The organism is Microbulbifer sp. CnH-101-G (assembly GCF_052466775.1).
In genome coordinates this window covers 4,034,797-4,055,654 of sequence record NZ_CP174292.1, presented here as the reverse complement: position 1 = coordinate 4,055,654, position 20,858 = coordinate 4,034,797, and the positions used below count along the sequence as shown (strand labels likewise).

20 protein-coding genes are annotated in these 20,858 nt (G+C 50.0%); 6 read left to right on the top strand and 14 right to left on the bottom strand.

Going from position 1 to position 20,858, the window contains the following annotated elements:
• The first annotated feature begins 19 nt into the window (after positions 1-19).
• Complete coding sequence (locus ACJJID_RS18005) at positions 20-1,507, top strand: C13 family peptidase (RefSeq protein WP_444920651.1); 1,488 nt, start codon at positions 20-22, stop codon at positions 1,505-1,507.
• Between the two features lie 58 nt (positions 1,508-1,565).
• Positions 1,566-2,345 (top strand): TSUP family transporter, encoded by a 780-nt coding sequence (locus tag ACJJID_RS18000; RefSeq protein ID WP_444920650.1) that lies wholly within the window; start codon positions 1,566-1,568, stop codon positions 2,343-2,345.
• A 105-nt stretch (positions 2,346-2,450) separates the two neighbouring features.
• Here the strand turns inward: ACJJID_RS18000 and ACJJID_RS17995 are convergent, their stop codons facing one another.
• Together ACJJID_RS17995 and ACJJID_RS17990 are read right to left on the bottom strand one after the other, a co-directional pair.
• On the bottom strand, positions 2,451-4,235 hold the full coding sequence (locus ACJJID_RS17995) for a DUF885 domain-containing protein (protein ID WP_444920649.1): 1,785 nt from the start codon (positions 4,233-4,235) through the stop codon (positions 2,451-2,453).
• A 241-nt stretch (positions 4,236-4,476) separates the two neighbouring features.
• Entirely contained in the window at positions 4,477-5,214 is a 738-nt protein-coding gene (locus ACJJID_RS17990; RefSeq protein ID WP_152450469.1) for a YopT-type cysteine protease domain-containing protein, read from the bottom strand.
• Between the two features lie 731 nt (positions 5,215-5,945).
• Here ACJJID_RS17990 and ACJJID_RS17985 point away from each other — a divergent pair.
• Positions 5,946-6,803, top strand: a complete 858-nt coding sequence (locus tag ACJJID_RS17985) for a carbon-nitrogen hydrolase family protein (protein ID WP_444920648.1) — start codon at positions 5,946-5,948, stop codon at positions 6,801-6,803.
• Between the two features lie 105 nt (positions 6,804-6,908).
• On the opposite strand, the gene ACJJID_RS17980 is transcribed toward ACJJID_RS17985, so the two are convergent.
• From ACJJID_RS17980 to ACJJID_RS17965, 4 genes are all read right to left on the bottom strand, one after another.
• Positions 6,909-7,916, bottom strand: coding sequence for a fumarylacetoacetate hydrolase family protein (locus tag ACJJID_RS17980; protein ID WP_444920647.1), 1,008 nt, complete (start codon positions 7,914-7,916; stop codon positions 6,909-6,911).
• A complete protein-coding gene (locus ACJJID_RS17975) occupies positions 7,913-8,473 on the bottom strand; it encodes a VOC family protein (RefSeq protein WP_152450463.1) in 561 nt (186 codons plus the stop codon). The genes ACJJID_RS17980 and ACJJID_RS17975 overlap by 4 nt, the downstream gene beginning before the upstream one ends.
• A gap of 15 nt (positions 8,474-8,488) precedes the next feature.
• Positions 8,489-9,568, bottom strand: a complete 1,080-nt coding sequence (hppD, locus tag ACJJID_RS17970; protein WP_444920646.1) for a 4-hydroxyphenylpyruvate dioxygenase — start codon at positions 9,566-9,568, stop codon at positions 8,489-8,491.
• Positions 9,569-9,826: 258 nt separating this feature from the next.
• The gene (locus ACJJID_RS17965) at positions 9,827-10,075 is read right to left on the bottom strand and encodes a hypothetical protein (protein WP_152450458.1); all 249 of its coding nucleotides are present in this window, start codon (positions 10,073-10,075) and stop codon (positions 9,827-9,829) included.
• Between the two features lie 348 nt (positions 10,076-10,423).
• Here ACJJID_RS17965 and ACJJID_RS17960 point away from each other — a divergent pair, with 348 nt between their 5' ends.
• The gene (locus ACJJID_RS17960) at positions 10,424-11,404 is read left to right on the top strand and encodes a calcium/sodium antiporter (RefSeq protein ID WP_444920645.1); all 981 of its coding nucleotides are present in this window, start codon (positions 10,424-10,426) and stop codon (positions 11,402-11,404) included.
• A gap of 140 nt (positions 11,405-11,544) precedes the next feature.
• Positions 11,545-12,540, top strand: a complete 996-nt coding sequence (locus tag ACJJID_RS17955; protein WP_444920644.1) for a glycerophosphodiester phosphodiesterase family protein — start codon at positions 11,545-11,547, stop codon at positions 12,538-12,540.
• On the opposite strand, the gene ACJJID_RS17950 is transcribed toward ACJJID_RS17955, so the two are convergent.
• From ACJJID_RS17950 to ACJJID_RS17915, 8 genes are all read right to left on the bottom strand, one after another.
• A complete protein-coding gene (locus ACJJID_RS17950; RefSeq protein WP_444920643.1) occupies positions 12,537-12,860 on the bottom strand; it encodes a chaperone modulator CbpM in 324 nt (107 codons plus the stop codon). The genes ACJJID_RS17955 and ACJJID_RS17950 overlap by 4 nt on opposite strands.
• Before the next feature lie 2 nt (positions 12,861-12,862).
• Complete coding sequence (locus ACJJID_RS17945) at positions 12,863-13,816, bottom strand: DnaJ C-terminal domain-containing protein (protein ID WP_444920642.1); 954 nt, start codon at positions 13,814-13,816, stop codon at positions 12,863-12,865.
• Positions 13,817-13,965: 149 nt separating this feature from the next.
• On the bottom strand, positions 13,966-14,334 hold the full coding sequence (locus ACJJID_RS17940; RefSeq protein WP_444920641.1) for a hypothetical protein: 369 nt from the start codon (positions 14,332-14,334) through the stop codon (positions 13,966-13,968).
• Between the two features lie 478 nt (positions 14,335-14,812).
• Positions 14,813-15,376: a TFIIB-type zinc ribbon-containing protein gene (locus ACJJID_RS17935; protein ID WP_444920640.1), complete on the bottom strand. Its 564-nt coding sequence runs from the start codon at positions 15,374-15,376 to the stop codon at positions 14,813-14,815.
• Between the two features lie 132 nt (positions 15,377-15,508).
• Positions 15,509-17,218 (bottom strand): flotillin family protein, encoded by a 1,710-nt coding sequence (locus ACJJID_RS17930; protein ID WP_444920639.1) that lies wholly within the window; start codon positions 17,216-17,218, stop codon positions 15,509-15,511.
• Entirely contained in the window at positions 17,219-17,872 is a 654-nt protein-coding gene (locus tag ACJJID_RS17925; RefSeq protein WP_444920638.1) for a YqiJ family protein, read from the bottom strand.
• Positions 17,872-18,534: a PspA/IM30 family protein gene (locus ACJJID_RS17920; RefSeq protein WP_444920637.1), complete on the bottom strand. Its 663-nt coding sequence runs from the start codon at positions 18,532-18,534 to the stop codon at positions 17,872-17,874. Before ACJJID_RS17920 ends, ACJJID_RS17925 begins: the two co-directional genes overlap by 1 nt.
• A gap of 166 nt (positions 18,535-18,700) precedes the next feature.
• Positions 18,701-19,156 carry a hypothetical protein gene (locus ACJJID_RS17915; RefSeq protein WP_226643685.1) on the bottom strand — a complete coding sequence of 152 codons (456 nt, stop codon included), beginning with the start codon at positions 19,154-19,156 and terminating at the stop codon, positions 18,701-18,703.
• Positions 19,157-19,454: 298 nt separating this feature from the next.
• On the opposite strand from ACJJID_RS17915, the gene ACJJID_RS17910 reads away from it, so the two are divergent.
• The gene (locus ACJJID_RS17910; RefSeq protein WP_444920636.1) at positions 19,455-20,837 is read left to right on the top strand and encodes a nicotinate phosphoribosyltransferase; all 1,383 of its coding nucleotides are present in this window, start codon (positions 19,455-19,457) and stop codon (positions 20,835-20,837) included.
• The last annotated feature ends 21 nt before the right edge of the window (positions 20,838-20,858 follow it).

Sequence of the window (20,858 nt, the reverse complement as noted above, 5' to 3'; positions counted from 1 at the left end):
ACCAATGATGGATCACGGAATGAGATACGCTTACCTAACCCCGCTTCTTTTCCTTCTTAGCGCCTGCGAGCCAACACAGTTTGCAGGCGGCACCGCCCTGCCAGATGGTTCCGTATACAAAGGCGACTTACAAAACAGCTTTTTCCATGGCCGAGGCCAGTTGCAGTGGCCCAATGGCAATCATTATCGCGGGGAATTTCACAATGGCCTCATTAGTGGTCAAGGACTACTTACTGAAGCGGATGGCTGTACTTATGAAGGTGAATTCCTCAATGGTGAGCCACACGGCAAAGGTCGCTATACCTGTAGCGAAAATGAATGGTCGGGGCATTTCATTGAGGGAGAGCTGCAAAACGGCACAGTAAAATGGAATGACGGTGAAGTGTATAGCGGTGAGTTTCTGGATTATTACCCGCACGGCGAAGGTAAGTTAACCACTGAAAATGGCAGCCATTATCAGGGTACCTTTGAAAACGGTTATTTAATTAAAGGAAGCTACTCAGATAGTGATGGCTATAGTTATACCGGCGGCTTCGAGTACGGCTCTTACTCCGGCGAAGGTAAACTAACCCAGCCCGACGGCACTATTATCCATGCCACATTCCGCTATGGGAAAGCTGAGGGTGAAGGAGTACAAATTAGTACGGATGCCGAAGGAAACACTATCGAACAATCTGGCTATTTCTCCGAAAATATATATTACCCCAGCGAAGATGCTTGGCGCACGCAGGCGAATATTCCCAGCGCCCAGGCGGAAACCCGCTTATATAGTGACAGTGATCGCTTACAAAACGCTATTGGCTCACTGGCACCACAGAGGCCTGGCGTGCGAGATGTGTATACATTACTAGTTGGTGGTGATGGCACCTCTCAGGTTTTTGCCAGGGAATTGGACTGGGTAGCAGAGCGCATAGATGAGGCCTTTGGTGTTGAGAAACGCGTGTTGCGTCTCAGCAATGGAGGCGGCTACAGCTTTCCTCTCGCCACGCGCACCAGTATTCAGGAAAGTCTCAATGCCCTTGATCAATTACTGGACCCACAAGAAGATCTATTGTTTGTACACCTTGTTAGCCACGGTGCTCGCAACGGCGATTTAAAAATCGCTGAGGGTAAAATGCCACTAATGGACTTGTCAGTGGCCGACGGAAAAAAATGGCTGGATAACCTCAATGCACAATACCAGTGGATAGTGATTTCTGCCTGCTATTCCGGCCAATGGGTTGAACCTTTAAGCACTCCAAATCGTATCGTATTCACCTCCGCCGCCGATAATAGAACCTCTTTTGGTTGCAGCGACGATTCCCAGCGTACCTGGTTTAGTGCTGCGCTCTATGGCAATGCTCTACAGCATGGAACAAAAGACCCCAAAGCTTGGTTCAATACAGCCAACCAAAAAGTCACTGAAATGGAAAAAGAACAGGGGATTGAAGAAGATTCTCACTCCCTACCCCAGCACTCCATTGGGGAAAATTTTCTGACATGGTGGAAGAAAAACCAAGATGGCTGAAATGACAAGAAGGTTATTGAAAGATAAATCTTAGTTACAGGCGAAAGGAGTTACTCATTTGGAGTTCGCAAGCTATTCCCTGGAACTGTTATCTGTTTTATTTTTGGTTGCCGTTATTGCCGGTCTACTCGATACATTAGCGGGCGGTGGCGGTTTGATAACAGTTCCCGCCCTGATTCTAAGTGGTGTACCGCCACTGTCTGCCTTAGGTACTAATAAATTACAAGGCAGTATCGGTACAGCAACAGCCACCTATATGATGATTAGGAGTAATAAAATAAGCTGGGACGGGATTAAAAAATTAATGCTATCTGCCTTTATTGGAGCAGCGTTTGGAACAATAATTGTTCAGCTTATCAACACTGAAATTTTGTCTTTTGTTATTCCTGTAGTGCTGTTATTTATTGCTATTTATTTTCTGATTTCTCCGTCTATGAATCAGAATAATGATGAGCCCAAGTTATCTAACAGAAAATATCAATATGGGATAATTCCATTCATTGGATACTATGATGGTATGTTCGGGCCTGGGACTGGGTCATTTTTTACTTTATCTGGTATTGCTTGCCGTGGACAAGATTTATTGACCTCCACCGCCATGGCAAAGCCTCTTAACTTCGCCACCAATTTAGCCTCTTTATTGGTATTTTTACTTGCAGGGCAAGTGGTGTGGATTATAGGCATCCTAATGATGACTGGGCAATTCATAGGTGCATGGATAGGGTCACACTGCCTTTTTAAAATTAGCACTGCCTATTTAAGAGGGGTAGTCGTTTTTATGTGTAGCGGGATGCTAATAAAGTACGCCCACGCTATGGGGTGGATAGATTTTACTTGAAAACAAGCTGACTTTTCGCGTGAATAAATAGTTTGTTAGGGATGCGTCAGCTTCTACTTACAATCCCGCTCTAACAATTTAGAGCGGGATTGTAAAAACGATACTTTAAGAGCCTTTCTGCTCTGTAATAAACCGCTGCATCTGCTCTTCCAACATGGAAAGCGGAAGGGCTCCATTTTTTAACAGTGCATCGTGGAAGGCGCGCAGATCAAATTTCTCTCCCAGCTCCTTTTCCGCCTGTGCGCGCAGCTGGCGAATCTTAATTTCCCCCATTTTGTAGGAGAGTGCTTGGCCCGGCCAGGAAATATAACGATCCACTTCTGCGCGTACATTCGCGGGAGATAGGGAGGTATTGCTGGAGAGGAAATCAAGCGCCTGCTGGCGAGTCCAGCCCTGGGAGTGGATTCCAGTATCAATTACCAACCGCGCAGCGCGCCACATTTCATAGCTTAGGCGGCCAAAGTGCTCATAGGGTGTCGTGTATATGCCCATCTCCTTACCCAAGCGCTCGGAGTAGAGTGCCCAACCTTCACCAAATGCACTCAAATACAGATCACGGCGGAAGTCCGGCACATTCTCCAGCTCCTGGGACAAGGCGCCTTGCAGGTGGTGGCCGGGCACCGCCTCATGCAGGGTTAAGGCAGGAAGCTCATACAGTGGGCGCTGATCCAGGCCGTGTGTATTCAGCCAATAGGCCCCACCACGAGTGCCACCGATGGCGGCAGGGTTATAGGAAGCGGTGGTGTAGTTGGGTGCGATTTCGCTGGGTACCGGAACCACTCCATAGGGCGTGCGTGGCAGCAGATTAAAAAACTCCGGTAATACATAGTCGATTCGCTTAGAGATATAGGCAGTCTCTTTTAGCAATTCTTCCGGGGTTTTTGCATAGAACTGGGGATCTGTACGAAGAAAATGGGTAAATTCTTCAAAGCTGCCTTTAAAACCAGACTCTTTGATAAGCGCTTCCATTTCCGCGCGAATACGCTTCACTTCGGCAAGGCCTGTGCGGTGGATTTCCGTTGGATCCATATCCAAGGTGACGTAATAGCCGATGTTGTGGCGGTAGTAATCCTCACCACCAGGTATTTGCTCGGCCCCGAGGGTTTCGCTGGCGGCTTTTAGGTAATCCCCCTCCAGAAAATTGGCTACACGGTCAAAAGCCGGAATGGCTACCTGTTCAATGGCTTTTTTGCCGGCATTGCGCAGGCGCTGCTGCTCTTCAGTAGTCATTGCATCAGGCATCTCGGTAAAGGGCTTATACAAGCTGCTTTTGGTTGGGTCTTTATAAACCTGGGCTCGCACCGTAGGGGCTATGCCTTGCACCACTATTTGGGGCAAAACAAAACCTGTGCGAATACCCTCGCGCATATTGGCAATATTCTCATCAAAGAAGCGGCCAAACTCGCGGATACGGGCGATATAATCCTCGTAATCCGCGACACTGGTCATCGCCAGGCCACTGTGCGCATCCAGGGCTGTGCCGAAAAAACTGGAGAAGGTATTCAGCGGTATACGCTTCAAGAATAACTGATTGGCCTCGATAGAATTTTCCAGTACCCAGGTGAGCAACTCCCGATTAACCTTGTCCGAATCCGTTAACTCGCTAGCGTCTATCGTTTGCAAGCGCTGTAGCAATTCCTGTTCAGACTTCAACCGACGTGCTCTATCCTCAGTAGTCACCCCCGGCAACTGGCGGTTATAGTCCGACACCCCCATACGTCCCGAAGTAATTGGATCCTCGCGCAGACGATACTGCCAGTGATCTTCGATCACACCCTGCAGTTGCTCGGTTGCCGTTGCGGCCCAGGATATGGGAGCCAGTACCCAAGTGACCAAGATAAAGCCAGATGCCCGCTTGAGGTGTTTTGCCAAGGCCTTGCCGGATTTCACGCTACTCTCCATTAATTCTGTTCGCGAGTGCTCAGTTTTTTGCACTCAAAAGTTTATTCGTAATGATCGGTCAACCTTAACATGAGTGACACTCGGCGAGATTGCTATCTGTGACCCTGGAACCAGGAAGGTTTTATGGCTTGAGGGAGAGCAAATGGGAAATTGGGTGATAGTAGAAGCGGGAAGTGAAATACATTGCGGGAGCCACCATACCTGCGGCTCCCTCAATATCTGTGGCTAGTTAGCCCCTGCGTGCATAAGACCGAATAGCATAGCTACCACTCAGGCCCGCAGAATACATGGACTGATACCAGAAGGACTGGGTGAACCAATTAAAGAATGAGGCGCGGGACTCAAACCAAAACTCACCGAAGTTTGGATCGAAGAATGCGATATCCTGCGCTACCCAAGCAGACATAGTGTGGCCAGAGAAGGTGCCATCCAGGCTGATTTTCTTATAGCAACCTGCACCGCCAGTCTGATCCAGAATGATTTCCCGAGCCAAGGCATTGGGGGAAAACACACCACTTTGCCCATTGGCTCTACGCGGATTATTGATACCGCGAATCGTATTGCCTCCACGCCCATTGGGGAAAGCACCCCCAAACACATTTTGGCTGACTGGATACAGGTTATGCACCCCTAGCCAGGCTTCGGTAACCCTATCCTGGTCATCGTGCATACCCGCCTGCTGTAGGGTCATCACGTGAAAAAGATGGCGCTCATCAAAGGTGTTATTGGGATATAACCAGTTCCACAGGCTACCGCCTTCGGAGTGATACTTCATCCAGAAAGCCGAGAGCGATTCGCAAACGCCGCCAGAGGTATCCTCGTGAACCGTAATCAACCCCTTTACCGGATCGAAGCACTGACTGAAATCCTTAACAACGTGTCCATTGTAGTTGGGCACCGCTTGCTGCACTGGCCGTACACGTGTGCCGGTCACGTTCAGAATTGTTTTATCGACCCAAATAGGCATTTTTATTCTCTCACTTCTGCTTGGCAAGAAAAGCGCTTTTAAAATCCCTTTTAAATTTTCGTGGAATTTTTCTACGCCACTTATCGAATTGGGCCGGCATTGAAGCAGAAAAGTTTCAGCGCCAACAGGAAATACGAAAGCTTTTTAAATCGACTCTGGCACTATTTTTCCAGGCCGCATAAAGACTTATTTAGGAGGGAGAGAATGAGAATTATTAACCAATTTTTATCGGCTAATACGATGCTTTTTTAAGCAAACTGCTGGGCAATTGAGAAAAAATCATTTTCAGGACAATACGCAAGATTTTAGTCACTCAGTGAACACAGAGGAATTACCATTTCCGCTAAGAGCATATACAAAACCATCCAGTTTTTTAATTGGTCAAAAAATGTGAGTGAAAAATCGAGGAGGGACGACTAGAAAATTTCTAGGCATTTCTAACCGGTTGGTCTTTGCTTAGAAGATTTTGACTGCTCTGAGAACGTATCACTAACCTACAGGCAATTCACATTCCCTATCCAACGCTCAAAGATCAATAGAGCTTACACCGTCGTTAATGCCATTAACTTTACATTGTCGGCTTACCCTAGCCGCAACAGGCTGGGCTATTCGTTTCATTGTATTTTCTAATCTGTGAATAGTTTGCACAGCTAAGCACACTTGAGATTTATACTGTCAGACACTAGCTTTTCCCTGCCCCTCGAGGCCAGTGGAAAATCAGGAGAGTCTTTGTGAAAACCCTTTGTGTCGCAGCAGTGCAGATGATCAGCGGTGAGAGTGTCGAGGACAATCTCACACAAGCCTACAAACTGCTGAAGGAAGCCGCCGGACGCGGTGCCCAACTAATACTGCTACCGGAAAATTTTGCACACTTTTCAGATAAGGGCAGTTTCTCCGCGGCCGAACCCTTCTGTGCGAACCATAAAGCCAATGCAGACAGACAACCCATTCAACACGCGCTACAGAGTTGGGCAGCGGAGCTGGGTATCTGGCTGGTAGCCGGCGCGGTACCCTTGCTGGAACGGCCCGATGGCACTGCGACCGAGGGCAGGCGCAGTCGCTCTGCTTGCCTGCTGTTCGATGATCGCGGTGTTTTGCAAGCCCGCTACGACAAAATGCACTTGTTTGATGTGGATGTTGAAGACTCAGCCGGAAGTTACCGTGAATCCGCCAGTATTGAACCCGGTGACGAGCCCTGTGTGGCGACATTACCCTGGGGTGTGCTGGGGCTCAGCATCTGTTTCGATCTGCGCTTTCCCGAACTCTACCGACAACTGGCAATGAACGGCGCTGAGATTTTTGTGGTACCAGCGGCTTTTACCCATACCACCGGGAAAGCGCACTGGATGACCCTGTTGCGAGCACGCGCGATAGAGAATGGCTGCTTTGTGATTGCGGCCAATCAGGGCGGCATCCACTCGGAGAAAAGACGCACCTGGGGTCATTCAGCGATTATCGATCCCTGGGGTGAGATCCTGGCCGAAGCCGGTGAGGGTGAAGCCATCATCACTGCCACACTAGATGCTGGGAGATTAGCTAAGGTGAGGCAACAAATGCCATTACTTTCCATGCGCCGACTAGGAATCTAAATAGTCTAAATAGAAAGTATCTAAATAATAATGAGTATCTAAAAAAAAAGGGGCACCGTCAGGTGCCCCTTTTTTTACAGCGTAAGCCGTGGCGAAAAGACGGTGTTACACCTTCTCCACCGTCTGGTCGATACGGCCAAAAATCGACTGGCCTTCGCCATCGAACATCTCGATAGCGATCGTGTTGCCGAAATCCATAAATGGTGTACTGGGCGAACCATTCTGGATGGTTTCGATCATGCGAATCTCAGCGATGCAGCTGTAGCCAACTCCACCCTCTGCCACCGGCTTACCCGGGCCGCCATCCATCTTATTGGACACGGTACCAGAACCGATAATAGTGCCGGCACAGAGTGGACGGGTCCTGGCCGCATGGGCAATCAACTGGCCAAAGTGGAAGGTCATATCCACCCCGGCATTGGGCTCACCGAACTTCTCGCCGTTCAGGTGGGAAACCAGAGGCAGGTGCAATTTGCCCTCACGCCAGTTGTCTCCTAGTTGCTCGGGAGTGACGCACACCGGTGAGAAAGCACTGGAGGGCTTGGACTGATAGAAACCAAAGCCCTTGGCCAGCTCCGCAGGAATCAAACCGCGCAGGGAAACGTCGTTTACCAGCATCACCAGTTTGATATGGGAGAGCGCATCCTCGGCGGAGACTCCCATGGGCACATCGTCGGTGATCACGGCAATTTCCGCTTCAAAGTCGATGCCGAAGCCCTCACTTTGCGGCATGGTCACCGGCTCGCGTGGGGCCAGGAAGGTATCGGAGCCCCCCTGGTACATCAGCGGATCGCTGTAAAAGCTCTCCGGCACCTCGGCACCGCGAGCCTTGCGCACCAACTCAACATGGTTCACATAGGCACTGCCATCGGCCCAGTGATAGGCGCGCGGTAGAGGCGATGCACACAGGCTCTGCTCGAATGGCTCTCCGGCAATCTCGCCGTTGTGCAAACGCTCGTGCAGCTTCTCCAGCTCGCCACTGACTGCTGCCCAGTTGTCCAATGCACTCTGCATGGTGGGAGCGATATCGCCGGCCGGCACCATACGGGTGAGATCGTCGCTAACGACAACCAGTTGGCCATCACGGCCGGATTTAAGGCTGGCTAACTTCACTGTGCCTCCCCTTCAACTTTTTCCACAAACTCTTCTTCCCCATGCATCCAGGCGGCGTGCCTTGGGGCTTTTTTAGTGCGCGACCACTCTTCCAGCATATCTTCCGCAACACGCTTCAGCTCTTTGTGCATACCGGGCTTAGCGGTGTTAGCAGCCAGCTCGATGCGGTGGCCGTTGGGATCAAAGAAGTAGATCGACTGGAAAATGGTGTGATCGGTAGGGCCGAGTACATCGACTCCCGCCGCTTCCAGCTTCTCTTTGGTCGCGAGCATTTCTTCCATGGACTCCACTTCGAAAGCGATATGCTGCACCCACTTGGGGGTATTTTCATCGCGCCCCATCTCCGGAGAGTTGGGGATTTCGAAGAAGGCAAGCACATTCCCCATACCCGCATCCATAAAGACATGCATGTAGGGGTCCGGCTCACCGGTTGAGGGTACCTCGTTTTCGGCAATGGCCAGCTGGAAGTCCATGCCGAGAAGATCGCGATAAAATTCCACGGTCTCCTTGGCGTCCCTGCAGCGATACGCCACGTGGTGAATGCGCTTAATGCCCATTGAAGCCTCCGATTGTTATTCCTTTTCTTTAATGACGCCGCGCTTGAGCTGGTCGCGCTCAATGGATTCAAACAGGGCTTTGAAGTTGCCCTCGCCGAATCCTTCGTCTTCCTTGCGCTGGATAAACTCAAAGAATACCGGGCCGAGCATATTGGCAGAGAAAATCTGCAGCAGCAGGCGTGGTTGACCGCCCTCGGTAGTGCCATCGAGCAGGATGCCGCGGCTCTGGAATTCGTCGGTGGGCTCACCGTGGCCCGGCAAGCGCTCTTCCAGCATTTCGTAGTAGGTGTCCGGCGGCGGGGTCATAAACTCCATGCCGCGCTCTTTCAGACGATCCCAGCAGGCCACCAGATCGTCACAGGCGAAGGCAATATGTTGGATACCCTCGCCGTTGTACTTCATCAGGAATTCTTCGATCTGGCCGCCGCCACCGGCCGCTTCTTCGTTCAGAGGGATGCGGATCTTGCCATCCGGCGCAGTCATCGCCTTGGACAGCAGACCGGTGTATTCGCCCTTGATATCGAAATAGCGAATCTCGCGGAAATTAAACAGATCCTCGTAGTACTTGGCCCAGTAATCCATGCGGCCGCGATAGACGTTGTGGGTAAGGTGATCGAGAGTGTGAAAGCCACAACCTTCGGGGCGACGGTCTACATCCTCTTCCCAGATAAAGTCGATATCGTAGATGGACTCGCCTTCTTTGTAGCGGTCGATCAGGTACAGGGTCGCACCACCAATGCCTTTGATGGCCGGCAGTTTCAGTTCCATCGGGCCAGTTTGTACGTTTACTGGCTGAGCGCCCTTGCGCAGAGCCTCCTCGTAGGCAAACTTGGCATCTTTCACACGGAAGGCCAGACCACAGGCGGAGGGACCATGCTCCTGGGCATAGTAATAGGCGTGGCTGCTAGGCTCGTAGTTGGTGACAAAGTTGATATCACCCTGGCGCCACAACTCCACCGCTTTAGAGCGGTGGCGGGCCACCTTAGTAAAGCCCATGGCGGTAAACACCGTTTCGAGAATGCCTTTTTCCGGCGCAGTGAATTCTACAAATTCGAAGCCATCCAAACCCATCGGGTTCTCAAATAAGTCGGCCATGCAGTCCTCCGTCTCTTATCTTCGCGGCGCCATTTATCGGGGCTGCGCGCTGGTTAATTTCAAGCGCAAACGAAGTTAGTTGCAGATGTAACTAATGTCAAGGGTGCCTGAAAGGCATACCAAAGGGCCGTCTTTGGTCACTTGAGATGGGTGGTTTTCGCAGATATGCGAGCAGTCAGAAGGGGGGCTTAGCAGAATTGAACAATGTGAGAAAAGTGGGTGCAGCACTGGCTTGTGCCGCACCCTCAGCAACTAGCGCTATTTGCGGGCGCACTTGCCGGTATCCGTTCGGCACATATGATCCTTATGAAACTTACCGCTCATCTGGTCACACTGAGACTTGGACACATCTCCAGCGCAGGCACTTTCCGCATGCTGGCAGCATCCGGTTTCAGCGGTGCCCATGCCGCTTTTGTCCATCGATTCTTCCTTTTTCCTCTGTTCACAGGCGGATAGGGTCAGCACCAGGGCAGCCGCCAGTATTCCGATTGAAGCTTTGAGTTGCATATAGGCCTCCTAACTAGCCGGCGAGTGGCCGGTGACATGGATATCGCGGAATCCGCCGCCCATGGCTCTGTGCGACCCGCGTAAACATACCCGACATCTCCACCAACTGAGCGGGCTTCGCACCGGGGCACAGAGCCTCTCAGCCATCCCGTAGATTTACCGGGCCATGCATTGACTGTAGCCCACACTGGCAGCAGAACCATCTGACTGACGGGACACTTTCGATTTTTTACAGATATCGCGCCTGTCTCTTGGCAAGCCACTGATTGTGACGCCGAGAGCCGGTACAATCGCTCCCCGTTTGTCGGGCTATGCCCCAATTTCGCCTGTAACTTTAAAGGACTGCCTATGCTTCTCGCCGCTCTCGCCATCATCGCCGGCTTTATTGTGCTGGTCTGGAGTGCTGACCGCTTCGTGGAGGGCGCCGCAGCCACGGCCAAGCACGCCGGCATGCCCACACTGTTGATCGGCATGGTGATTGTTGGCTTCGGTACCTCGGCACCGGAAATGGTGGTCTCCGCCATCGCCGCACTGGATGGCAGTCCCGGCCTGGCCCTGGGTAACGCCTACGGCTCCAATATCGCCAATACCGGCCTGATTCTGGGCCTTAGCGCCCTGATTATTCCCTTGAGCGTACATTCGAAAATCGTGCGCAAAGAGTTGCCACTGTTAATGGCGATCACCCTGCTGAGTGGCGCCTTCCTATGGAATGACAAGCTGGAGCGCTGGGAATCGGTAATTCTGTTAATGGGTTTCTTCGGTTTGATCGGCTGGAGCGTATTCTCTGCCCTGCGTGGCAAAGGCGATAAGCTGGAAGGCGAGGTGGCTGAGGAGCTGGAAGAACACGCTATGCCCCTGGGCCGAGCTCTATTCTGGGTAGTTGCCGGCTTATTACTTCTGATTGTCAGCTCAAGATTGCTGGTTTGGGGAGCGGTCACCATTGCCGAGTCGCTGGGTGTTAGTGATCTAATTATCGGCCTCACCATCGTCGCTCTCGGTACTTCTCTACCAGAACTGGCAGCCACCATAGTGGCCGCGCGAAAAGGCGAACACGATATCGCCATCGGCAACGTGGTGGGTTCGAATATGTTCAATCTGCTGGCCGTGGTGGGGATTGCCGGCACTATCGCCCCCATGTCCAGTGTGCCACCGGAAGTACTCACCAGAGACTGGCCCATGGTGATCGGCCTGACCCTCGCCCTATTTGTCTTCGCCTATGGCTTTCGCGGCCAGGGACGTATCAACCGCTGGGAAGGGGGCGCCCTGCTGACCGCCTACCTCGTTTATACCGGCTACCTGATCACCACGATTACCAAAGCCGCTCTTTAAACATACTTGGGGTGGCTTCACACCACCCCAAGTTTGCCACCTGAATTCGCCATAATTTGCCCCCAAAAAGCCCGTTCTTCTGTAGCAGTGCCAGCTAGTATTGGCAGCAGCTCAAGGGAAATAATGGCGGAGATGCTTTTATGAAGCCGGGCATTTTTGCCAAAGTTGGCATGTTGGGTTCTTTATTTGGTTTTGGAGCTATTTACCTATTAAATGCTTCCTGGCTGGCGCCAACGCCCCAGGGGGAGCCCATTCTTATCTCCCATCGTGGTGTCTACCAAACCTATAATCGCGATAATCTAGGGCGTGACGATTGCACGGCTATTCGCATATTCAATCCAGAACACCGCTATCTGGAAAACACCATTCCCTCCATGGAGGCAGCATTTGCGCATGGCGCGGATATTGTCGAACTCGATATCCATCCCACAACCGATGGTGAGTTTGCCGTCTTTCATGACTGGACTTTGGATTGCCGCACAAACGGAAGTGGCGTCACTCGGGAGCATGCCATCACCGACCTAAAGAAGCTCGATGTTGGCTATGGCTACACCTTCGATGGCGGTACAACCTTTCCCTTTCGAGGCCAGGGCATAGGATTGATACCCACATTGAAAGAAGTTTTTCAACACTTCCCCAATCGACAATTTCTGATCAATATAAAAAGTAATGATCCCAATGAAGCAGACCGACTGAATAACTATTTACGCCAACACCAGCTACTCTCTAATTCCCGCTTAATGGTCTACGGCGGCACCCGCCCCATCGCAAGAATACGGGAGTTAAGGCCCAAAGCTTTGGCCTTTAGTAAGAACAGCGCAAAAAGTTGTGTACTGGGGTATTTGCTGGTTGGGTGGAGTGGCTATATTCCCAAATCCTGTCATAACAGCATTGTGATCGCTCCCAATACTTGGCAGTGGGCCCTTTGGGGTTGGCCCAATCGCTTTGCTGTGCGAATGAGGCAGGCCGGCAGCCTGGTAATGGCAGTAGATCATCAAAAGGGCCAGAGTGGATTAGCCGGTGTGCACAGCCCCGAGGAGCTAAATCATCTACCCCAAGGTTACAGCGGCGCTATTTGGGTTGAAAAAATCGAGATCATTGGCCCTTTCTTACGTGCCGGCAGCCAAGAAAATTAAGGTTTACGCCGCTGCTCTAATCGCGCCAGCTGTGCCTGTAACCGCTCTATCTCTTCGAGTAACTCCAGCGCCAACGCCGCACCGGCTAGGTTGACCCCCAGATCCCGCTCCAGCGTATAGACACGGCGAACCCTGCGCACGCAAATACCACTAAAGCGCCAACGGGGTTTACGAGAGCGGGGTTCGATAATGCCCTCCTCCACCAGCGCTAAGATGTGTTCCGCCGGAAGCTCACAGGCGCGGCACAACTCGCTCAGACTCAGTTCACTCTCTTCATCCAGGAGCACACCGGTCACCTGCTCGGTCCTTCTGATCTTCATAATCAGCTCCCCATGGATTGGCGCGGGTTGAAATCAAATGCCTCACTGAACTGGCGATAGGCGTCGCGCTGGGCATCAGTAGTCGCAGTAGGTGTAACCGTCTGCAGCACAATATACATGTCTCCAGGCTGCTTGGCGGGTATCCCCCGACCCTTGAGGCGCAGTTTCTTACCGTTTTCACTATTGGCGGGGATAGTAACTTTTAGGGAGCCGCTCGGTGTGGGGACCTGTACCTTCGCACCCAGAGCTATCTCCCAGGGAGCCAGGGGTAGCTCCAGGTAAACCGTTGTGCCCTCGGTATGGTAAAGGCGGTGGGGATTGAATGTAATTTCCAGATAGAGATCGCCGGCCTTACCCCCACCAATGCCCGCTTCCCCCTGCCCGGCCAGGCGGATTTGTTGGCCTTCGGTAATCCCTTTGGGAATCTTGACGTTTAGAGTGCGTTCCTCCAGCTGGGGGCGCCCATCTGCACCCAACACGGTGTGCTTGAGGGTAATCTGCCGGCTACTGCCGCGATAACTATCTTCCAGGTCTATGGCGATTCGCGCGTAGGTGTTTTCCCCCTGAGCGCTGTACTGGCGCCGCTGCCTGCCGCCATAACTCTGACTAAATCCACCCCGCCCAAACAAGCTCTCAAAGAAATCGCTGAAAGCCTCACTATCGGCATCGGTATAACCACCGCCATGGAACTCAAAACCCTGATCCCAATTAGGTGGTGGGCGGAAGTCCTGACCAGACTGAAAGCCACTTCCCAACTGGTCATAAGCTGCGCGCTTCTCCGGGTCCTTGAGCACTTCGTAGGCCTCATTCACCTCTTTAAAGCGTTCCTCCGCATCCTTTTCATTACTCACATCGGGGTGGTATTTACGCGCCAACTTTCGATAGGCACGTTTTATCTCCGCCTGATCAGCGTTCCGCTCCAGACCGAGAATCTTGTAATAGTCCTTGTATTCCATGGCTTTAATAAAAGCCGATGATGAGAGGGTTCGCCACGTATTTAAAGTGAGAAAATCGACGCGAGTATTATCTGATCAAGCCGATGTCCACTGATAAATAGAAGCGCCGATAGAACAATCGGCGCCAAATTACTTATTTAATTACCACCTTAATGTCCAGTTTCGTAAAACATAGAGCCTTCCAAGTATTCGATACTTCCATCAACATAATGTATATAAACTTCAGCTTGGTTAGCTGAATATGCCCTTACTGTCACAGAACAGTATAATCCTGAGCTGCAACCTTTAACCCAGTTAATACGATCGATAGACTTGGTAATATTAGTAATTTCCCAGCTTCCCGAGGTTGAGTTTCCAAAACTGAAATCGAGGCCACCACAGCGGTTAGTACCATTACCAAATACACTTCCTCCAGCTTTCACATTAAGGTTACACACCAGATCTGCTGAAAATGCAGGGAGAGCAGTGAAAGAAGAAACAATTAACGAAATTACTAATAATAATTTTTTGATAGTCATATTCCTAACCCGATTGTTTTTATATCTCAATTAGTTATCGCCACCTACTAAATTAGCGAACACAATGAGATTATCATTAAGATCTCACCCTTCATAGGCACCTCATAAATCATATCGAGAAAAATTGAGAACAATCTGGCAATTTTATGCAATGAATTTTGGCTTCGTAAAAATTAGGAAGGAGAATTAAGACATGGATGATTTGTGTGACAGCTACACTTATCAAGATTTAGTTGAAAAATAACTTCTAACCCAAGAAGATTACCGACCACTATAAAGATAGTGTGAAATAAATATAGAGATAAAATCAGAAATTAATTCTGACATCCCTACATCGGGCAAAAGTACTTTAAAATAGTCTTCGAGGATACAGAAAAAAGTCAGCTTACGAGGCTCTTGAATAGCCATTGTTATGTCTCTGAGAGAAATAGAAATGTGTCATGATTCCTCTCAGAGCAAAAAATTTAAGAATTAGCAATTAGCGCTCAGCAGAATAAGGATCTTCTGCAACTAAATAGGCTGTAATATCAGCCTTGTTCTCTTGGTTTTGTAGCCACTCACGAAACTCCTTTACCTTTCCATAGGTCTCCTCTCCAAAGCGTTTCCGATAAACTTCAGAGAAAGTCTCTCTAGCATTACTGTCTCTTAGTTTCTTTTGCCATTCATTGGTAACCAAAAAGTTCAAGGAATCCGCAAGCCCTTCAGCCTTAAGCAGCTCCCATTCGCCCTTATCCAGCCAAATACCACCAACGGCTGGACTATAATCCAAACGGTGCTCATTGCCTGCAGTAATTTTGAATTTCTGCATAATTACGCCAGATACCGGGCATAAAATAGCTTTCTTGGTATCTCCAGCCACCTCTTCATTCAGGACATCTAGGTTATCTGAAAACTGGTAATCGGCATTTTTTCTTTTCCAAGTCAGATAGTCCTCAACCAGAATCCAGTTTCCCCCACAGTTGGAGCAGGTATGTGCACGAAATAACTCTTCCAAAAAACCTGCCTTAAGCACACCATTTTTACAACTTGTGCAGCGTTTCATAATTTGCCTTCCCTTTAAATAAATAACCCAGGCCTATTTTAAAGGCCTGGGTTGAGAGATTGATTTTTTTATCAGTTGAGAAACTAGGAAATAAAGCTCTAATAATGCTTCTTTACCTTGTCCGAAACCGCACTAAACTTCTGTCTCAACGGGTTTGCTCAAGTTACCAACCCCCGCCTCTTTTAGCAGGGAATCCACTAAGGGTGCCATAGCACGGTGCTTCAGAGCACTGCCGACTAAAGCTTCTGGTAGGCTTTGGCCTTTAGCTTCTGATTCTCCATCCAGAATTCCACTGGACGCACGACCATCTACGCCATTTAAACCTTCGACAGAGATAATCTTCATACCTTCGATACTCTCAAGAGGCTTAACACTCTCACGGATAATATTGGGCAGATTCTCGTGCAGACTCAGCACTTTCTTCAATGCAATCTGAGCTTCGTTGAGGCTATTATATGCCTCGTTCATCAAGCGTTGACCTTCGGCATCCACCGCGTATTTTTCGCGATCTGCTTCGACCTTGATGCGAATTGCTTCTGCTTCTGCAGAAGCCTGCAGGCGTAGCGCTTCGGCCTTATCTTCTGCAGCTGATTTCTCCGCTTCGGCCATTACCTTAATGCCGGTAGCCTGACGCTCAGCCACTTTCTGGGCTTCGATAATCTCGATGCGCTTGTCACGCTCAGCAATTTCCACGTCCTTCGCGGTACGCACCTGCTCTTCCGCTTTTACCGCTTCCGCCAAGGCAACATTAGCCTGTTGGTCTGCCTGAGACTGCTCTTTAGATTTTTCTGCGACGGCAATTGCACGTTCCTGCTCGGCAATCTCTACCGACTTTTCTTTGGAGATACGCTGCTCATCGAGCATTCGCTCACGTTCAATTTCCTGCTCTTTTAAGCGACGCTCCTTTTCAATCTCCAGCAGTTTAGTCGCCTGCTCTGCGGCAATTTGAGATTGGCTCACTTCACGCTGGGCTTCAATTTCCGCCTGACGCGCGGCTCGCTCTTGTGCAGCCAGTTCACGAGCAATATCAGCTTTTTGCGCGGCTTCGCGATTTTCCAACTCGCGTTGTTGCTCCAAATGTGCGTAGCGTTTTTCCTTATCGATTTCCAGCTTCTGGCGCTCGGCTTCAAGGTTTTTCTTCTCGATCTGTACCATGGTTTCCTGTTCGACGTCGTTCACTTCCTTACGACGCGCTTCGATGGAGCGAGTCATGCTGGCAAGGCCTTCGGCATCGAACACATTGTCCTGATTAAAGAACTCTTTATGGGTCTGATCCAGACCGGTCAGTGAGACTGACTCCAGTTCCAATCCGTTTTTAAGCAGATCCTCAGAGACTACCTGCTGCACTTTTTGTACAAACTGGCTGCGTTGCTCATGCAACTCTGCCATTTCCATTTCGGCAGCTACAGAGCGTAGCGCGTCGACAAATTTACCCTCAATCATTTCCTTTAAAGCTTCGGGGTCCAGGGTGCGCAAACCCAAAGTCTGTGCGGCATTGGCAATCGCTTCGGCATCGGGTTTCACGCGCAGATAGAACTCAGCGAGTACATCCACACGCATGCGATCCTTGGTAATTAGTGCCTGATGCTCTTTACGGGAAACCGCAAGGCGCAGGGTATTCATATTCACCGGGATAATTTCATGTAATACCGGTAACACCAGCGCGCCGCCATTCATAATGACTTTTTGCCCACCCATACCGGTACGCACAAAAGAACGCTCTTTAGAGGCACGGGTATAAAGCCGCGCAAAAATAGTACCTATTACAATCAGGCCGACCAGTACTGCACCGGCGATAAATACGACTACGGGTAGGTTTCCTATCACTGCTAGATTCTCCATTTAATTATTTTCCATCAGATGTTGGCTGGTGGGACGAGTCACGCGGAAATGCACACCCAACTCCTCTACCAGTAACACCTTCTCCCCCTGGTTAAAAATTTCACTCTCATCCGGCTCCACCATCACATAATGGGTAGTGCCATATTCATCTTTAAAACGCGCTTCTGCGGGCGATCCAGCCTCGGCTTTACCGATGGTAATTATCGCCACCCGGCCGATAAAGGAATTTCTTCCCACCGCTTGCGTTTCATCACCAACAGCAAAACGCCGCAGTAAATTTCCGACAAAGCGCACCTGTGGCAGCGCCAGGAAAAAAACTACCAGCGCCAATAAGCCGCCAGGTAATAACAGACCCAAAGTAGACTCAACAAACATCTGGATCAGCAAACCGGTAACGCCGAAGCCGACCAAGAATGCCACTAAAAGGATCAGTGCTGGCACCTCGCCGAAGCGCAGCCAGCCCAAAACTTTAGTCAATCCACCTGATGCACCACCATCCGGGCCATCGATATCAATATCTTGCAGCAAGTTATCGAGCAGATCCGAAATACCGACACCGATTAATGTCATCACGCCTTCGAGCACCGCGATCATTAACATCAATACCAGCGCACCGGTGAAGATCAGATTCTGGTCTTGTAAGAGAAAAGCCATCAGGCCTCCGACTTGAGTTTGGCCAGTCGCTCTTTAATACGATTGTTGCGCGCCAACTCCTCGAGTTCAGCCAGCTTGCTTGCGTCAACACTGGATTTTGAGGTGTGAACACCTGCTCGCTCCAATACCCGGTCAAAGGCGTCGCTTGCCTGCTCCACCTGTGTCTCTGTTTTACGGCTAGTGCCGCGGCCAGAGTCACTCACACCATTGGCGACATGCTCGCTAGCCTTGATAAACTCTTTGAGCTGCTCACGCATTTCCCGCTTTTTGCCCTGCAGTGCGCTGATATAAGCATTGAGTTCCTGCATTTCCGTATCGCTCTCGGCAATAGCCTTTTCCAGTACCGGCAACTGCGCTTCGATATCCATCTGTTTGGCAATGGCCGCTTCAGCCAGGTCATCCCGGCCTTCTTTTACCGCGATATCAATTTGCTCAGTGAGAGCACTGTGACGATTATTTTCCTCATTGAGCGCCTTGCTATTGAGGTATTTGGCCGCCTCCACCTTACCAAGCTGTTCGCGCACATCGGCAGTAGCATCGTCTATTTCGCGAATAGCCTGCTCCATGACCAGTTGTGGCGTTGCACTTTCTACCGAGTCCACCACCGCATTGGCAGATGCCGAAATCAGTCGTGAGATGCGCTTAATTAATCCTTCTCTCATAATTTTCTTTCCTTTTACTGTTTCAATTTCCACCAAAGCCAGACCAAATCCCTCACGATCCGACAAACCCAATTCATTTCTTTCACAACAATCCGCTGAATTGCCACTTTTATGCCAGCAGCAGTGGTTCCGCTTGTTTATCCCTAAAACTTAATTGCGCGAATGTTTATTCCGCAGTTTCACTTTCTAAGCGTTCACGAATTTTCACGGCTGAATCACGATGAATGCTACGTGGACTGCTCTGTTGAGACAGCAGCAACATTTTTTCCAGGAAAGCCTCGACGCTCGGCAACAAGTCTTTTTCCAATTCCGGCGCCATTGGCTCATTGCCAGCCCCATTTTGAATAATGGCGGCACTTTCTGTGAGCAACTCCATTACCGCTTCTATCAATAAGCTTCGCTGGTTTTCTTCTAAATAACGGGCCTTTAACGGCAACATGGCCTCTGCTGAGGAGAGATAGCTGCGAGAAAGGCTGTCCCCGCCAACTGACTCTCTCGCCATTGCAATAATTTCGCGTACTTTCTCACTTTGGGTGATCGCCCCATTGCGATCGATCGACATTAAATACGCATAATCTTCCGCCGATAGGCGCGCCGAAATGGATTGTGTTTTATTGAGCATAATGATCCCTTGCTTGCCATGTATACAAAAGTACACACGACTATGCGTGGGGTCAATAAAAACTCGCATGGCTTATTAGTACGGCAGAACCAGCCGGTGTAGAAAAATATTCTGCTAGTAACTGTGCTATCTATAATTCAGGGTATTTTTGTAAAAAACTGTTTTTAGTTCCGCCAGACGTTTTAAATTACACACGCTTACAGGGATAAATTTCCGCCAAAAATACTTTTATATACCGCCCACCAGAACAGGCTTTTGGTGACAAGCTCAACAATCCCATCGCCAATTGACGAACTTAATGTCGATAGAAAACCTGATTCTCAACGTCGATAGCTATAAAGCCAGCCACTACCAGCAATATCCACCAGGCGCGGAATTTATTAGCAGCTATATCGAGTGCCGCGGCGGGGAATTCTCTGAGACCGTATTTTTTGGTTTGCAGGCTTTTATAAAGCAGTACCTACAAAGCCCTATCACAACAGCCAATATCGAGGAGGCAGAAAAGCTACTCAAAGTCCACGGTTTACCCTTTTATCGCGCAGGCTGGGAGCATATTGTTCAACAACACCGAGGGTTCCTGCCTTTAGAGATTTCCGCTATCGAGGAAGGCTCGGTCATTCCTTTACACAATATCACGGCGCAAATCGTTAATACCTGCCCATCCTGTTTCTGGTTGACCAGTTATCTGGAGACTGCATTAGTGCGCGCTCTCTGGTACCCGTGTACTGTCGCTACACAGAGCCGAGAAATTAAAAAAATTATTGCGCATTTTTTACAGCAAACGGCCGACAGCCAAAATACCTTACCCTTTCAACTGCACGATTTTGGCGCTCGTGGAGCCAGTAGCTTGGAAAGTGCCATGTTGGGTGGCATGGCTCATCTGGTGAATTTTCAAGGAACCGATACGCTGTCCGGAATATTAGGTGCGAGAAATTTTTACCATGCCGATATGCCAGGATTTTCTATTCCGGCTGCGGAACACAGCACCATCACCGCCTGGGGCCGTGATGGGGAGGCATTGGCCTATCAAAATATTCTGCAGCGTTTCTCTGGGGAAAATAAAACCGTTGCAGTGGTCAGTGATAGCTATGATTTATGGCATGCGGTGGAGAACATTTGGGGCGGCCAATTAAAAAACACGATTCAAAACAGTGGCGGGACCTTGATTATCCGCCCAGACTCCGGCAATCCTGTGCAGATCGTTGTCGAATGTATAGAGCGATTAATGCGTATTTTTGGCGCCCACACCAATAGCAAAGGCTATCGTGTTTTGCCGGATTATATTCGTGTTATCCAGGGAGATAGTATTTCTCGTATCACTATTCCCCAAATACTGCAGGCAATGCAGAAGCATAAACAGAGCGCTGAGAATATCGCTTTCGGAATGGGAGGCGGACTGCTGCAAAAAGTGGATAGGGACCTCATGAGCTTTGCCATGAAGGCCAGTGCCATTCGCATCAATGGTCTCTGGCGGGATATCTACAAGGACCCACGCACGGGACCAGAGAAGAAATCCAAGCGCGGTCGTCTGGCCCTGATTCAAAGTGAGAGTGGTGACTTCAAGACCATTCGTCTGGAGGATCTAAATCAACACAAGAATTTACTGAGACCAGTGTTTCGTAACGGTGAGCTGCTTTTAGAAACGACTTTTTCTGAAGTACGCCAGCGCGCAACGATCTAACAACGCGGCGCTTCCCCTTCT